Raw genomic sequence first — 14,879 nt, 5'->3', positions numbered from 1 at the left:
CATGTCTATTGATGCTGTTGGCAGAGTTGCAGGGGAGCAACCCTTAAATGAGCAGAGTACCGTTAATTTAGATGAATTTATGCGCATCTTTATTACCCAGCTTAACTATCAGGACCCGTTGGACCCTGTTGATAACCGTGAATTCCTCACGCAGTTAGCTGAATTCTCAAATCTTGAAATTGCCAAGTCGTCGCAAGACAATATTTCAGATTTACTAGAAGTCAGCGCGGTCAGTCAATCTTTAGGTCTACTTGGTAAAACTGTGGAAGTAAATGGTAGTAGCGGCGCAATTATTGGGAGTGTCTCGTCAATTAGATTTTCTGATGGTTTACCCTTGCTTACCCTGACTACTTCAACTAATGAAGTTATAGCAGATTTATCTCCTGCTGAAGTTCGAATTATTAGGGAGTAATGTGTATGTCGTTACTAAGTGTTGTAGGTAATAGTTTATCTGGATTTAAAGCATTCACCAGAAAGTTAGATAACCTGAGTCATAATGTTGCCAACATGAATTCTCCCGGTTTTAAAAAGCAAGACAGTTTTTTTAGGGAGTTGAATGATAATGGACTTGGTGATGGTGTGCGATTTTCCGGTACAAAGACCCATTTCACTCAGGGAGATATTTTTAGCACAGGTCAAAATACTGATTTGGCTATAGAAGGCGATGGATTTTTTATTATAGAAAATGAAGGTGATTTTCTATATACACGTGCAGGACAATTTACATTTGTTGATGACCTTCTTGTCGATACTACTACTGGTGGGGCAATACTGGGGTTGTCCGAAAGTGGTGAATTGCAAGAAATTAGTACTTCGGAGTGGCAGTCATCTACTTTTTCACCCACTACAGAAGTAAACTTATCAGGAAATTTAAGTTCGCTTTCTGCGGCTGATACTGAATTCCCACTTACTAGTGACCCGCCTATCACGGTCGATGTTTATGACTCTGTTGGAACATTACACTCGCTAACTCTCAAATATAGGAAAGAGGCTTCTGGTGATTGGACAGCAGAAGTTCATGATAGTAATAACAACTTAGTGGGTAGTGGTCTGTTAGGGTTCACTTCTGCCGGGTCGCCGATTGCAGGGGCTAATGAGCTTTTGGTACAATTGCAGCTATCAGATAACCTCACTCATGACATTACATTTAAAATTGGCGAACCAGGGGAATTTGATGGTCTAACAAGTTTTCCATCTCAAACTGCCAATTTATCTGCGCTGAGTGTAGATGGGCGAGGGGAAGGAGTCTTGCAAAGTACAGAATTTAATTCGGATGGAAGTTTAGTTCTAACCTACTCCAATGGTGTAGTTGAGGAACCGTTTACAATTGCACTTGCTAATTTTGTAGACCTTAGTTCCCTTGAGGTTTTATCAAATAGCCTTTTTAAGGCTGAAAACTCACCGGATGTAATAGCAACTGCAGATGAGTCTATTGTTGGAAGTATTAGGTCATCTTCATTAGAGCGCTCTAATGTAGATGTTACAGATGAATTTTCAGAAATTATAATCATCCAGCGTGGTTATCAAGCCTGTTCGCAAGTCCTTACTGTTTCTAATCAAATGCTTGAAGAATTATATAATAGCTCAAAGGGTGGATAAATGAATTCTAGCAATTTCTATGTTTTTTCTCAGATGGAAGAGAAAGAACTTTCTGAGACGCTGAATTCAGCCATTTTAAGCCATTCTGAAAAGTGGTTTGGACATAGCTCTATTGAGTATGTGGTAAAAAATGCATTTGAGCTTGAAATTTTAAATAGTTATGATTCGAATTACGTTTCAGATGATTTTTTTATCTGTTTTCCTGGTGAGAATAAATTAACTTTGCTCAAAGAAATCGTTAAAGTACCAGTCGTTAAGGAGGATGTAGGGCACGCTATAAGCTCAAGGGTATTGCATGATTTCTTATCCGACTTTTCCTCTAATTTTCCTGGGGTTCAAGAGGTAAATACGTTAGAGGATAAATTGCCTAAAAATTTACATAGTTATGGCTCTGGATGGGTCGCAGTCGATATTGTTCTCCATAAAGAATTTTTATTTAGGTGCTACTTAGCTGAAAATGTAGTTAAAAAAATAATAGGGAATCCGCGGCAATTTTTTCCTGATAATTCAAGTTTTGGTAGTTTTTCATCCTTATTTAATGGGTGTGCATTGGAATTTTCTGCCGGCATCGGCATGGTTCGATTGGGCTTGCAACAGCTAAAAGATTTGGAAGTTGGAGATGTCGTTAAAACTGATGTGAAGATTAACGAGGAAGTAAATTTAATTTCAAGTAACAATCAATTGTACATACGGGGCTATATTTGTAAGAGAAATTCTTATAGGTCTGTATTGATTAGTGGTTTGAGTGAAGCCTAGCAGGTTAGGGGGTTATTTTATGTCTGAGAGTCGTGAAGTAGATATGTTAGAGTTGTCTGAGTTTAATGAGAGTGATGGAGGTAAGTTATTTGACAGGATAAACCCAAAATTTCTTAAAGGGATAGAGGTCGAAATAAAGGTTGAATTTGGTCATACGAGTATCGCTTTAGAGGAGTTAACTTCACTTTCTATAGGGAATATAGTCAAGTTGGACGCTCCTTCCGAGCAATATGTAAATCTTAAAGTCGGGGATGAAATTTTTGCGAAAGGACTGCTAGTTGTAGTTGATGGCTGTTATGGAGTAAAGATTGAAGAGGTCTTTAGAGTTTGATGTCTCGTAGTTTACGTCAATTTGTATTATTTTTTCTTCTGATGTTTCTGTCGCTTGCTGTTTCCTCAGATGAAAAAGCTAGCTTCAGTTCTGGGCAGATTGTAAATTCTCAAGATTCAGTTTTCTTTAAGGAGGATTTTTCATACGTAGATTTATTGCCTAATAATTATTTTTTCACTATTTTCTTGTTGGCTGGATTTTTTGTGTTTTTGAAAATTTACGATAATAAGAGGCGGCAAATCTCATCAGGCTCAAAAAATATAAGATTAATTGAGAAAACTGTTCTTGATAATAAGCTGGTGGCTTACCTTCTGGTTGTAGATGGTAATAAAGCACTGCTAATACAGCAGCCAAGCGGAGTAGATATAGCGTTACTGTCTGGGCAGGATGTTTTGGAAGTTGATCGTGCTGCGTAAATTTTCTGTTTTTGCAATACTTATTCTTTCCTTTTTATCTCTTGAGGCTTTCGCTCAATCTGAGTCAATAAATTTCGCTGATGATAAAATTCAGTTCTCAGTTAATGCAGGGGGAGAAGAGGGAGACCTGGCTGCACCATTGCAAATATTATTGCTGCTAACTCTACTAAGTGTGGCCCCGGCAATTCTAATCATGTTGACAGCATTTACGCGAATAGTAATTGTATTGTCAATGTTAAGGCAAGCACTTGCTATGCCTAGCACCCCGCCTAATAGTGTTTTAATTAGTTTTGCTCTAATTTTAACTATCTACGTAATGCTGCCGGTTTTTGAGAAAATTAACGATGTCGCTATCGATCCTTATTTAAAGAAGAAAATTTCTTTAAATTCTGCTGTTGATTTGGCTAAATCCCCAATTAAAGATTTTATGATAAGCCAAACCCGTGAAAAAGATATAGTGCTTATTTCAGAGTTGTCCGATAGCGATATACCTCATGAACCCCAAGATCTAGATCTGTCTATTTTAGTACCGGCTTTTTTACTTAGTGAACTCCAGTCTGCATTTATTATTGGGTTTGTTATATTCCTTCCTTTTTTAATGATTGACTTAATTGTAGCCAGCGTTTTAATGTCGATGGGTATGATCATGTTACCCCCAACTACTATTTCCCTTCCTATAAAAATTCTTGTATTTGTATTAATTGAGGGCTGGTCACTTTTAGCATATTCATTGGTTGGTAGTTTTACATAGTATGCTTTTCAATGTCTATTGAGGACAATGTATTAACTGAAATGTGGGACGCCCTTAGTCGTCCCGGCATGAGTAATGCTCGCACATGGCTTTATGAGTACTATAAGGATTATGGCTACTATATTGCAAAACGTATATATGCCCGCAGAAAATTTACAGGTGTAGATATTAATGATTTATATCAATTGGCCGATGTTGGGCTGATTGAAGCGATAGATAGATATGATAGAACAAAGAAAGTAAACTTTAAGACATATGCAGCGTTTCGTATTAGAGGTAGTATTGCAAATGGTCTTGAAAATTATTCAGAAAGGACGAGCTATTATGCCGGCGTTACTGCAAGAAAACAAATACAACAAGAGGTGAATTTTTCAGGTGAGAGTTTTGAAAGTAATCTATTTCAAACATTAATATCTATAACTTTGAATTTGGGTTATTCATATGTGCTTGACGCATATGATTACGTTGAAGAGATTACTAATAACGAATCTCCGTATACATCCCCAGAGTATAGTTCTTTTTTGTCAGAAATCTTGAATAAAGTAGGGAAAATGTCGAATATTCATCAGGATGTTATTCGGATGCGATATTTTGAGGAGGCTAGTTTTTCTGAAATTGGTAGAGCTTTAAATCTTAGTAAGACTAGATCAGCCCAGCTCCATAGCGAAGCTATACAATTATTGCGGAAGTCAATCAATAGCAGGTTTGATTTTGAGTGTTAGTTAACATGGGATATGGTTTAGTTTGAAGTGGATGCCAAATATATCTATGTTATAGGTAGAACTACAGCTATAGTCATAGCCCTCAAGTGCCTTTTTAAAATTATTATTTTTGATAAATAGAGCCTTGACTAGAAGTCCATCCAACTCTTTTATTTTCTATTTGGTTAGTTTTTCACTGTATTTGAAGGTTGGAGATGATTTTCGATTACTAATATTAAGGATTAGTTAATTCGGTTCTCAGTTCTACTATCTAATAGTGTGAGTAATCCAAATGTTTGTTTGTCGATAAAGGAATTTCGACTTTCTAGATAAGACCTCTGAGAGATGTATTCTCAGTTAGTTGTAATTATATTTCTACTATAATTATTTTATGCTCTTTTAATGAGTGTAAGTGTACGAGTCTGATCAACCTATCATTTATTTTGGAGCCTATTTAAGTATCTGTACAGACTACAAAACACATAAAAGGCTCCACTATATTAGATGTGGTAACGTTTATTACTACTTAACACGGCACCTAGGCCCATTTCGCGCAGCATTAAAACGGTCACGTAAGCGCTCAATCATGGTTGAGCGCGCAGCATCGTGGTTTATACTCATAACCACATTTACTGCCAAGCCCTCACCGGTCTCAGCAAAAGTAGTCTTCCCTACTGTTGGGTCAAAGGTAATTGGATCATAAGGCGTTGTGCTGTCGGCTATGCCCGAATTTAGTTGATCAACTGTGATGTAGCCGGGTACTAATTCCATCTCCATAGCTTCAGGTTCCAGCAGTACCAGTGCCGCGATTATGTCCCACAGGCGAATAACCGCGTCCATGGCGAAGTCGCCGTTACCCTGGAAATCTCCACCCTCAAATTCGCGAATGGAGCTAAGCAACTGTGAGGTGTAGCAGGCTTCCGGGGTTGCCCGGCGTTTAGCCAGGGCTTCGATGGTGCTGCCCTGTACCTTGGCCATATCGGTAGAGTTGGTGGGTACTAGATAAGTTTCAATATTATTTTCGCTCAGGGCGTCAAAGGCCCACTGTGCACTCAAGGGGTCGAGCAGAATATTGAATTCCTGGTGGGTACTGAAGTCGCTGTCACAGCCGAAACTTGGGTGGGAGAAAATATTGCCACCCAGGTTGCGAGATTTGTCGCCAAAGCAGGCCGCTTCGTGATCTGCAGTAAACGGCTCATAATTCTCAAAGCCGCCACCCATCATAATAACGCGATCAATTTTATCCAGCTGCTCTTCGTTGGCTTTGCCAAGTACGCGGGCCAGGGTGGTGAGTTTACCGGTATTGAATACTACTGGATGCTGCTCCAGATTACTTAGGGTCTCCAGAATAATATCTTCAGCAAGCTCGAAATTAAAGGAAACACCATTATTGCCTTGGTAGCGATAGTGCTCCTGCTTTGCGCGTGGGATTAGATGATCGGTGCCATACAGGGTGGAGCCGTTGTCGCGCCAGGGGCCGGGCACATACTGGCCATAGAGGTTAATGCCCATGGCATTGCGGCGTTCCAGATTCCAGGTTCCAGTGGTGAAATCGGAGGAGTTAGGCAGCTGGTAATCATCCCGGCCAGCTACAGCCTTGTCATCATTTACCGGAGTACTGGAAGCCTTACCGTTAGCTCCGTAGGCGACCTCCTCAGTGGCAAAGTAGGCACCGCGAATTACTTTGGTATCGTTGTTGCCCAGCCACTCGAGTATGTTGTAAACCGTATTGGCTCCGTGCGCTACAGTATTGAAGGAGTCTTCGACGACTGCCAGTTCCAGGGTATAGCGGGGATCTTTGGCAATCAGCATCAGTGCTACGGCATCGTCAAAGTTATTGAAGTCGCCAATCCAAATAATGGGTTGGGCATCTTCGTTTTTGCTTGCCTGATACAGCTTATTACCGTGGTGGCCACTGTCTGCGTTGCAAGAAGCGAGTGTGGTAAGACTGCCCAGTAGCAAAGCCCCTGCAGAAAACCAGTGTTTTAATTTCATCAGCTCTTCCCTAATCTTCGAGTGGTTTAATCCTGGAACCCAATAGGTCTTCCATGATCTATTCGGTTGCCACTTTTGTAATACTCTTGGTTTATGTATTGAGATATTGCAAAAGAGGTGCCGATTTTTAATCGGCAGCGATACATCCCTGTTGAACCAATTGAAAACTGCCTACATCAATTTCCAATAAATGTCTTTAAATTTCGAGCCAGCTGCTGCTGTAATGGTTCCTTACCTTGAATGCCTAAGTCTGTAAGGCGTGATTTATCCAGTTGGCAATTGTATGGGCGCGGTACAGAAAAATTGGGTTCACTATCTGCACTGATATGATCGGCCCTTAATTCACAGGCTTCGGCAATAATGTGAGCGAGCTCATAGCGGGTGCAGGCGGTATCGCCGCTCCATTGATAAATGCCTTCAAACTTGGTGTTACAGCAAATTTTTAACAGACATTGCTCCAATACTTCTGCTACTTCCTCCACACTGGTGGGAAAGCGAACTGCCCAGTGGTCCAGTGTGACCGGTTTTTGTTCTCTCAGAGTATCCAGAAGGGCAGTAATACCGGATTCCTCCAGATAGGCGACGGGTCCAAACAGCCAGGGCAGTCTTAATACCCAATGGTTAGCGTATTTCAGAACCACTTCCTCTCCGGCTCGCTTGCTGCGGCCATAGAAATTTACAGGATTGGGGGTGTCATCGGAACTGTAGGGTGCCGCTGTTCCATCAAAGACATAGTCGGTGCTGATATACACTAACTGTGCATCGATTTCGCTACATTGTTTTGCCAAAAGCTCTGTGCTGCTGACATTCAGTTGCCAGGCAGTATCTGGGTTTTCGGCACAGCGGTCTGGCCAGCGCTCGGCGGCACAGTGGATTACGACATCGGGCTTAATTTCTTGCAAGCAAGTTTTTACTGCGTCGCTATCAGATAAGTCCAGGTGAATGAGGTTTTCATCTACGCGGGAAAAAGCGGTACCAGCTACGGTAAAAGCCGGGTTGCTGTAAAGTTGTTTAAATACACTGCGGCCTAATAGGCCGGAGGCGCCGGTAATCAGGATTTTCACGGGTTACTTTCCTTTAATCAGGCCAGTGGGAGAAATGTGACCCTTATAGAGCAATTGATGATGCAGGATGGGTGGGCAGGAAGCGGAGAAAGCTTACCTGCTCGAACTGCCCGGCTCGCCAACCCGCATATTTTCTGGAGGTGTGGCCGGGCAGGAGCCAATTACATTTGCTCCATCACTTCAATGCCGAGTAAACCGAGGCCAGTAGCAATAGTGCTGGCGACGAGGTTACACAGTTGAAGGCGGCTGTGCTTCTGCTCTCCGCTGACGCCTTTTTTCAGTACCGGGCAGGCTTCGTAGAAACTCATATAGGCACTGGCCAACTCGTACAAGTAGGTGCAGAGCACGTGCGGAAAGGTATCTTTGGCTACCTGATCCAGTACTTCCCCAAATTGGTTTAGTTTAATGGCCAGGGCGCGCTCTTGATGGCTTTCCAGATTGATGTCGCCCTTGAGTTCGCTCGGCTCAATACCGGCCTTGCGGAAAATACTGCGGACACGGGTATAGGCATACTGCAGGTAGGGGGCTGTGTTGCCTTCAAAGCTGAGCATGGATTCCCAGCTGAAGATGTAATCGTTAGTGCGGGTTTTGCTCAGGTCGGCATACTTTACTGCGCCGATGCCCACCTTGCGCGCGATTTCCGCACAGGTTTTTTCATCTAGCTCAGGGTTTTTCTCGGCTACCAGTTTCTCTGCCCGCTCCACCGCTTCGTCCAGTAGGGCTGCCAGTTTTACGGTACCACCGGTGCGGGTTTTAAAAGGTTTGCCGTCATCGCCCATCATGGTGCCAAAGGCGCAGTGCTCAAGAGAAACGGATTCCGGCAGGAAGCCAGCTTTGCGTGAGGCGACGAAAGCCTGCTGCAGGTGCAGGGATTGACGGGCATCTACTACGTAGAGGATGCGGTCGGCTTTGAGCTGGTTGGCGCGATAGCGGATGGCTGCCAGGTCGGTGGTAGCATACAGGTAACCACCGCCTTTCTTCTGAATAATCATCGGGCTGGGATTGCCCTCTTTGTCAGCCATCTCTTCCAGGAACACTACGATAGCATCTTGGTCTTCTACGGCGATGCCGTTATCCAGCAGTTCTTTAACCAGCACTGGCAAATCGTCGTTGTACTGGCTCTCGGCGTAAACGTCCTCCTGTTTGAGGGTGACATTCAGCTTGGAGTAGATTTCTTCACAGTGGCTGATTGATATATCGATAAACTGCTTCCAAAGCTTCAGGCACTGCTCGTCGCCGCCTTGCAGCTTTACGACGTATTCACGGGCGCGGTCGGCAAAGCCTTCTTCGTCGTCGAAGCGCACTTTGGCTTCGCGGTAGAACACTTCCAGGTCGGCTAAGGCCACCTCTGCATCGCTATCTGCCAGCTTGTCAGACAGGTGAGCCAACAACATACCGAACTGGGTTCCCCAGTCACCCATATGGTTTTGACGGATAACCTTGTGGCCCTGGAACTCCAGCAGACGCGCCAGGGCATCACCAATAATGGTGGTACGCAGGTGGCCCACGTGCATTTCTTTGGCCAGATTGGGGTGGGAGTAGTCGATAACTACGTTCTTCGGCTCTTCAACAGCGGCGATATTCAAACGCTGATCCCCATTCGCGGCCAACAGCTGCTGGCTCAGCCACTGCTCGCTCAGGTGGATATTCATAAAGCCGGGACCGGCGATCTCGACCTTTTCGATCATATCGCCTTTTTCAAGATGTTCCAGGATTTTGCTGGCCAGCTCGCGGGGGTTGGTACCGAGTCGCTTGGCTGCACCCATAGCGCCGTTGGCCTGATAGTCGCCAAATCCGGCTTTTTTCGCAGGTGCCACGATGGGGCCGCATTCTTCGGGGGTACCGGCGGCGAGCATGGCGGCCTGGAATTTATCGGAGAGGAGTTGGCGAATATTCATAGAGGGATATAGCTGTCTTAAATTCGTGGAAACGCCGAATTTTAATGGGCGGTGGCGGCTTTGCAACCAACCTTCGCTATAGAGAGGTTTAAATCTGGATGCAAGTGTCCAGACGGCATGGCGCTCAGTGGTATGATGCCGCCAAATTATGGAGGTACCGTGAGTTCTACCACACTTTATTGGCACGATTATGAAACCTGGGGTACAGACCCGGGGGCTGACAAGCCGGCGCAGTTTGCCGGTATCAGGACTGACGAAGAGCTGAATATCGTCGGCGAGCCGTTGATGATTTACTGCCGCCCCTCAGTGGACTGCCTGCCGCAGCCGATGGCGAGCCTGGTGACTGGAATCAGCCCGCAAAAGGCCCTGGCCAATGGCGTGCCGGAAATAGAATTTATCCAGCGCATCCTCGCCGAGCTGGGTGCGCCCGGCACCTGTGGGGTGGGCTATAACAGTTTGCGTTTTGACGACGAAGTTACCCGCTACACCCTGTATCGCAACCTGTTAGATCCCTATGAGCGCGAGTGGCGCTCCGGCAACAGTCGCTGGGATATTATCGACATGGTGCGCCTCACTTACGCCCTGCGTCCTCAGGGCATCCAATGGCCGACCCGAGAAGACGGTGCGCCGTCCTTTCGCCTGGAAGAGTTGACCGCTGCTAATGGTATTGCCCACGAGGGTGCCCACGATGCCCTGTCGGATGTGCACGCCACGATTGATATGGCGAGACTGATCCGTAAGCAGCAGCCGAAATTATACGATTATGTATTCCGCCTGCGTCGCAAGCAGGAAGCTGCCAAGATGATTGATATGCGCGAGCGTCGCCCGCTGTTGCATATCTCCGGCAAAGTGTCTGCAAATCACGGGCATTTGACCTATGTAATGCCTTTGGCCAGCCATCCAGTTAACCGCAATGCGGTCATTGTTGCCAATCTGGCGATGGACCCCGAACCGTTGCTTAATTTGGATGCGGATACCCTGCGCGAGCGCCTTTACACTGCCCGCGACCAGCTTGGTGAGGGCGAACTGCCTGTGGGCCTGAAGTTGGTGCATTTAAACAAGTGCCCGGTTCTGGCCCCGGCAAATATGCTTGATGACAAGCGCGCCACTGAGTTAGGTATCGACCGCGCAACCTGCGAGGCGAATTGGCAGAAGCTCAAAGATGTTGACCTGACTGAAAAGCTACACAGCGTATTCCTGGATCGGGAGTTTCCCAAGAAGGATGTAGAAGCTGATCTTTACGGTGGTTTCCTCAGTGATGCCGACCGCGATATCTGCCGCGAGCTGCACCGTGGGCTGGCTGCCCGAGGCCCCGAAGCGCTGGCTGGTGAAGTGCCTTTTAGTGACAAACGCCTGCCCGAGTTGTTGTTCCGCATGCGTGCGCGCAACTTTCCTGAGACCCTGTCTGAAGAGGAACATCAGCGTTGGCAGATCTGGTGTTTCCAGCGTTTAACTGACCCTACCGCTGGGGCTTCTATCACGCTCGAAGATTATTTTCGCCAGCTGTCCGATTTACGGGTACAGCACCCGGAGCGGATCTCGCTGATTACCGAGCTGGAAAACTGGGGCGATAGCCTGCTCGCCTAATGTGTCGAATCACGCCGGCGGTTATTCTTCCTCTGGGCTCTGCTGCAGTGCCCAAGTAGAATGCCGCTCGCGAACACCTGGCGCCCACAAGGCGCAACCACTGGAGTAACCATGGACTTTATCGGAGCCAATATTCTGTCCGTCAGCCAGTTCGAGCGTGCCGACATAGAGCGCGTGTTCGATGTGGCCGACGCCATGACCCCTTACGCCAAGCGCGAAAAAGTAACGCGCGTGTTGGAGGGGGCGATTCTCGGCAATATGTTTATGGAGCCGAGCACCCGCACTCGCCTCAGTTTTGGCGCGGCTTTTAACCTTTTGGGCGGTACTGTACGGGAAACTGTTGGAATTACCGCCAGTGCCATGGCAAAGGGGGAGTCCCTCTACGATACGGCGAGAGTACTCTCTGGTTACAGCGATGTGATTTGCATGCGCCATCCACAAGAGGGCTCTGTGGCGGAATTTGCCGCGGCGAGTCGTGTTCCGGTGGTAAATGGTGGTGACGGTGCCAATGAGCACCCCACCCAGGCGCTGCTGGATCTCTATACCATCCGCAAGGAACTGGCCGCCCACGGTCGCACTTTGGACGATTTCCGTATCGCTATGATTGGCGATCTCAAGCACGGGCGCACCGTACATTCGCTATGCAAGCTGTTGTGCCTGTTTGGCAAGGTGCAGGTGGTACTGGTATCTCCGCCGGAGCTGACCATGCCGGAAGGGGTGGTAGAGAAGCTCCGTGCCATAGGGCATGATGTGACGGTCACCGATCAGCTGGAAACCTCTATTACCGATGTGGATATTGTCTATTCCACCCGCATCCAAGAGGAGCGTTTCGCCTCCCAGGAAGAGGCCAATCTTTATCGCGGCCGCTTTCGTCTGAATCGTGAAATTTTTACCCGTAATGCCCAGCCAAATACGGTAATTATGCATCCGCTGCCCAGGGATTCCCGCGCGGAGGCCAATGAGCTGGATACGGACCTAAATGAGCACCCTAGCTTGGCGATTTTCCGCCAGACGGACAATGGTCTGTTGGTGCGTATGGCGTTGTTTGCTCTGTTGTTGGGGGTGGAAAATCAAGTGGACATGTACGCCCGTGAAGTGAACTGGCATAGTCGTCGCAACCCGGTTTAACGCCGATTGGTCCCGTTTTCAGATAGCGCCGCTTTTTTCTGTTAATCTGATTGAGTTGGCCCGGCCAGTATTGATCTATCTGGTCCGGGCGCCTCCGCAATCGCATCAGGGAAAGGTGCATGTTGAATCAGATTTCGCCTGCGGTTTTCTCTCGCAGCGTCGCTTTTCTGGCGCTGTTCTTTTCTGTATTAATTTGCAAAAGTGCTGCGCAAGAAGGCGCTTTTCCCCATGTGGCACTTTTAACTATCGATGGCGCCATTGGCCCGGCTACTACCGATTATTTTAAACGTGCCACAGAGGAAGCGGGAGAGCGGGGTGCAGAATTAATCATTTTGCATATCGACACCCCTGGGGGGCTCGATGCCGCTTCGCGCGATATTATCCAGCATATCCTTTCTTCCCCCATTCCAATTGCAACTTATGTCTACCCATCTGGCGCCCGTGCGGCCAGCGCCGGTACTTATATCCTCTATGCCAGCCAAATAGCAGCCATGGCTCCAGCTACCACCCTTGGCGCCGCTACACCGGTACAAATAGGGGGGCCGCCAGGAACGCCTGCTCCGGGAGGTAAGCCCCAAGAGAATGAAAAAAAAGAGGAAAAAGAAAAGAAGGAAGGTGACGAGGAAAGCGAAGAGGAAAAAGAGGAGAAGCCTCTTTCCGGTACTGCGATGGAACGCAAGGTGGTTAATGATTCGGTCGCATTTATCCGTGGTCTCGCTCAGCGCCATGGGCGCAATGCGGATTGGGCGGAAAAAGCGGTGCGCGAAGCGGCAACCCTGACGGCTTCGGAAGCGCTTGAAATGAATGTGGTGGATATTGTTGCCAAAAATGATCAAGACCTGTTAAAGCAGATTGCGGGGCGCAAGGTTTCTCTCGACTCCGGCGAGATCACAATATCACCAGAAATTGCGCAACTACCCATAGAAAATTATGAGCCGGATTGGCGCAATGAACTACTGGCGCTGATTACCAACCCGCAGGTCGCCTATATTCTTCTGCTTATCGGTATTTACGGCTTGATATTTGAAGGCTATAGCCCCGGTGCCTTTGTACCGGGGATTGTCGGAGTTATCTGCTTGTTATTGGCATTTTACGCATTACAAGTTCTGCCAATTAATTATGCAGGTTTGGCACTTATTATTGTTGGCGCGCTGCTGATTGTGGCGGAAGTATTTATGCCTAGTTTTGGCGCCTTGGGTATCGGTGGAATTATTGCGTTGGTTATTGGCTCGGTAATGCTGATTGATACCGATGTGCCCGGCATGCAGGTATCAAGAAAATTAATCGGTGCAATTGCCGGGGTGAGTGGACTCTTTTTATTGACGTTTTTCCTGGCCTTGGGGCGAAGCTTGCGTACACCGCGGGTACCTGCGGATCAGGCTCTCGTGGGGCGCTCCGCGGTAGTCAGCGATGTTACAGAAACGGAGGTGCTGGTGCACCTCGATGGCGAAATCTGGAAAGCCCAGTGTGAGACACCATTGGAGCCAGGGCAACGTGTGCGGGTAATCGCACAGCATGGTTTACTTTTATATGTAGAGCCAGGTTAAGTTTTTGAAAACTATTAACCTGTGGGCGTAATTAGCACGCTTGCAGATTTCAGGCGGTGAGACAGGGAGAAAGGAAAATGGTCAGTTATTTTATTGGTCTGCTAGTGCTCGCGGTGGTACTGCTGTTGATGTATGCCATTCGTATCCTACGGGAATATGAGCGCGCGGTGGTATTTTTTCTTGGACGTTTCCAAACCGTTAAGGGCCCCGGCCTGATCATTATTATCCCTATCATCCAGACCATGGAGCGTGTGGATTTGCGCACCGTGGTCATGGATGTACCTACACAGGATGTTATCAGTCGCGATAATGTTTCGGTAAAAGTAAATGCGGTGGTTTACTACCGTGTAATCAATCCACAATCTGCAATTATCAATGTAGAGTTTTATCACGAAGCAGTAAGCCAGTTATCCCAGACCACCCTTCGCTCTGTACTAGGTAAACACGAACTGGATGAGATGCTTTCCGAACGCGATAAGCTTAATGTGGATATACAAAATATTTTGGATGAGCAAACGGATGCCTGGGGTGTGAAGGTAACCAATGTCGAGATTAAACATATTGATCTCGATGAGAGCATGGTTCGAGCGATAGCCCAGCAGGCCGAAGCTGAGCGGGCGCGGCGCGCCAAGGTTATTCACGCAGAGGGTGAAGCCCAGGCGGCCTTGAAGCTCACTGAGGCGGCTGATCAACTTTCCAAAAATGCAAATGCAATTACCTTGCGTTATATGCAAACTATGATTGATATTGCCGGGGCCAATAACAGCTCAACATTAGTATTTCCGTTGCCGCTTGATTTGATTGAGCCACTACTTAAACGAGGTTCTGAGGCCAGTAGCTCATAGATCCAGGGCAATCTAATAGCAGATTTTGACTTATTTAATACAATCAAGTACTACTGGATCAGAAGGAAAGAATACACTGCACTCGAGACGCGCTGTGAATACATCCTTGTAAGCTCGTAATTGGCATCCATGCCTCATACGGTCCCGAGCGCAGTGTATTCTTTCCTTCCCTCTTTTTAGTAGGTGTAATCAGAATAATAGAATTAGCGGGAAAAGATTAAAGGTAAGATAAAAAGGCCGCATTGGAGCTGCAGCCTTTTA

The 14,879-nt window shown here is 46.8% G+C and carries 14 protein-coding genes; 11 read left to right on the top strand and 3 right to left on the bottom strand.

The features are described from left to right. The first annotated feature begins 1 nt into the window (after nt 1). From ACCI49_RS07380 to ACCI49_RS07350, 7 genes are read left to right on the top strand one after another with little or no spacing between them, the layout of a single operon-like run. Nucleotides 2–412 carry a flagellar hook capping FlgD N-terminal domain-containing protein gene (locus tag ACCI49_RS07380; protein ID WP_371838315.1) on the top strand — a complete coding sequence of 137 codons (411 nt, stop codon included), beginning with the start codon at nt 2–4 and terminating at the stop codon, nt 410–412. A gap of 5 nt (nt 413–417) precedes the next feature. Further along, nucleotides 418–1,599, top strand: a complete 1,182-nt coding sequence (locus tag ACCI49_RS07375; protein WP_371838314.1) for a flagellar hook-basal body complex protein — start codon at nt 418–420, stop codon at nt 1,597–1,599. Next, complete coding sequence (locus ACCI49_RS07370) at nt 1,600–2,355, top strand: FliM/FliN family flagellar motor switch protein (RefSeq protein WP_371838313.1); 756 nt, start codon at nt 1,600–1,602, stop codon at nt 2,353–2,355. 19 nt (nt 2,356–2,374) lie between these two features. After that, nucleotides 2,375–2,686 (top strand): FliM/FliN family flagellar motor switch protein, encoded by a 312-nt coding sequence (locus ACCI49_RS07365; RefSeq protein ID WP_371838312.1) that lies wholly within the window; start codon nt 2,375–2,377, stop codon nt 2,684–2,686. Continuing rightward, nucleotides 2,686–3,102, top strand: a complete 417-nt coding sequence (locus ACCI49_RS07360) for a hypothetical protein (RefSeq protein WP_371838311.1) — start codon at nt 2,686–2,688, stop codon at nt 3,100–3,102. Before ACCI49_RS07365 ends, ACCI49_RS07360 begins: the two co-directional genes overlap by 1 nt. Continuing rightward, on the top strand, nt 3,092–3,853 hold the full coding sequence (gene fliP / locus ACCI49_RS07355; protein WP_371838310.1) for a flagellar type III secretion system pore protein FliP: 762 nt from the start codon (nt 3,092–3,094) through the stop codon (nt 3,851–3,853). Before ACCI49_RS07360 ends, fliP begins: the two co-directional genes overlap by 11 nt. Nucleotides 3,854–3,864: 11 nt before the next feature. Then, nucleotides 3,865–4,575, top strand: coding sequence for a sigma-70 family RNA polymerase sigma factor (locus ACCI49_RS07350; RefSeq protein ID WP_371838309.1), 711 nt, complete (start codon nt 3,865–3,867; stop codon nt 4,573–4,575). A gap of 501 nt (nt 4,576–5,076) precedes the next feature. On the opposite strand, the gene ACCI49_RS07345 is transcribed toward ACCI49_RS07350, so the two are convergent. The 3 genes from ACCI49_RS07345 to argS all read right to left on the bottom strand — a co-directional run bounded on the left by ACCI49_RS07345 (nt 5,077) and on the right by argS (nt 9,511). After that, nucleotides 5,077–6,549 carry a nucleoside hydrolase gene (locus tag ACCI49_RS07345; protein WP_371838308.1) on the bottom strand — a complete coding sequence of 491 codons (1,473 nt, stop codon included), beginning with the start codon at nt 6,547–6,549 and terminating at the stop codon, nt 5,077–5,079. Nucleotides 6,550–6,725: 176 nt separating this feature from the next. Next, complete coding sequence (locus ACCI49_RS07340; RefSeq protein ID WP_371838307.1) at nt 6,726–7,613, bottom strand: dTDP-4-dehydrorhamnose reductase family protein; 888 nt, start codon at nt 7,611–7,613, stop codon at nt 6,726–6,728. Nucleotides 7,614–7,774: 161 nt separating this feature from the next. After that, a complete protein-coding gene (gene argS, locus ACCI49_RS07335; RefSeq protein ID WP_371838306.1) occupies nt 7,775–9,511 on the bottom strand; it encodes an arginine--tRNA ligase in 1,737 nt (578 codons plus the stop codon). Between the two features lie 117 nt (nt 9,512–9,628). Here argS and sbcB point away from each other — a divergent pair, with 117 nt between their 5' ends. The 4 genes from sbcB to ACCI49_RS07315 all read left to right on the top strand — a co-directional run bounded on the left by sbcB (nt 9,629) and on the right by ACCI49_RS07315 (nt 14,618). Next, nucleotides 9,629–11,098 carry an exodeoxyribonuclease I gene (gene sbcB, locus ACCI49_RS07330; protein WP_020412142.1) on the top strand — a complete coding sequence of 490 codons (1,470 nt, stop codon included), beginning with the start codon at nt 9,629–9,631 and terminating at the stop codon, nt 11,096–11,098. Nucleotides 11,099–11,209: 111 nt separating this feature from the next. Further along, the gene (locus tag ACCI49_RS07325) at nt 11,210–12,226 is read left to right on the top strand and encodes an aspartate carbamoyltransferase (RefSeq protein ID WP_371838305.1); all 1,017 of its coding nucleotides are present in this window, start codon (nt 11,210–11,212) and stop codon (nt 12,224–12,226) included. Between the two features lie 119 nt (nt 12,227–12,345). Next, nucleotides 12,346–13,773, top strand: coding sequence for an NfeD family protein (locus ACCI49_RS07320; RefSeq protein WP_371838304.1), 1,428 nt, complete (start codon nt 12,346–12,348; stop codon nt 13,771–13,773). Nucleotides 13,774–13,850: 77 nt separating this feature from the next. Further along, complete coding sequence (locus tag ACCI49_RS07315; RefSeq protein WP_371838303.1) at nt 13,851–14,618, top strand: slipin family protein; 768 nt, start codon at nt 13,851–13,853, stop codon at nt 14,616–14,618. Nucleotides 14,619–14,879 lie beyond the last annotated feature (261 nt).

The organism is Microbulbifer epialgicus, assembly GCF_041447265.1.
GTDB lineage: Bacteria > Pseudomonadota > Gammaproteobacteria > Pseudomonadales > Cellvibrionaceae > Microbulbifer > Microbulbifer epialgicus.
The sequence above is the reverse complement of the archived record's forward strand: the minus strand, read 5'-3'. Positions and strand labels throughout refer to the sequence as shown.

Bases quoted from the DNA above. Each gene is read 5' to 3' on its own strand.
- ACCI49_RS07365 (WP_371838312.1), top strand. From the start codon at position 2,375: ATGTCTGAGAGTCGTGAAGTAGATATGTTAGAGTTGTCTGAGTTTAAT.
- ACCI49_RS07360 (WP_371838311.1), top strand. From the start codon at position 2,686: ATGTCTCGTAGTTTACGTCAATTTGTATTATTTTTTCTTCTGATGTTT.
- ACCI49_RS07315 (WP_371838303.1), top strand. From the start codon at position 13,851: ATGGTCAGTTATTTTATTGGTCTGCTAGTGCTCGCGGTGGTACTGCTG.
- ACCI49_RS07350 (WP_371838309.1), top strand. From the start codon at position 3,865: ATGTCTATTGAGGACAATGTATTAACTGAAATGTGGGACGCCCTTAGT.
- ACCI49_RS07370 (WP_371838313.1), top strand. From the start codon at position 1,600: ATGAATTCTAGCAATTTCTATGTTTTTTCTCAGATGGAAGAGAAAGAA.
- ACCI49_RS07375 (WP_371838314.1), top strand. From the start codon at position 418: ATGTCGTTACTAAGTGTTGTAGGTAATAGTTTATCTGGATTTAAAGCA.
- ACCI49_RS07320 (WP_371838304.1), top strand. From the start codon at position 12,346: ATGTTGAATCAGATTTCGCCTGCGGTTTTCTCTCGCAGCGTCGCTTTT.
- ACCI49_RS07345 (WP_371838308.1), bottom strand. From the start codon at position 6,549: ATGAAATTAAAACACTGGTTTTCTGCAGGGGCTTTGCTACTGGGCAGT.
- argS (WP_371838306.1), bottom strand. From the start codon at position 9,511: ATGAATATTCGCCAACTCCTCTCCGATAAATTCCAGGCCGCCATGCTC.
- ACCI49_RS07380 (WP_371838315.1), top strand. From the start codon at position 2: ATGTCTATTGATGCTGTTGGCAGAGTTGCAGGGGAGCAACCCTTAAAT.
- sbcB (WP_020412142.1), top strand. From the start codon at position 9,629: ATGGCGCTCAGTGGTATGATGCCGCCAAATTATGGAGGTACCGTGAGT.
- ACCI49_RS07325 (WP_371838305.1), top strand. From the start codon at position 11,210: ATGGACTTTATCGGAGCCAATATTCTGTCCGTCAGCCAGTTCGAGCGT.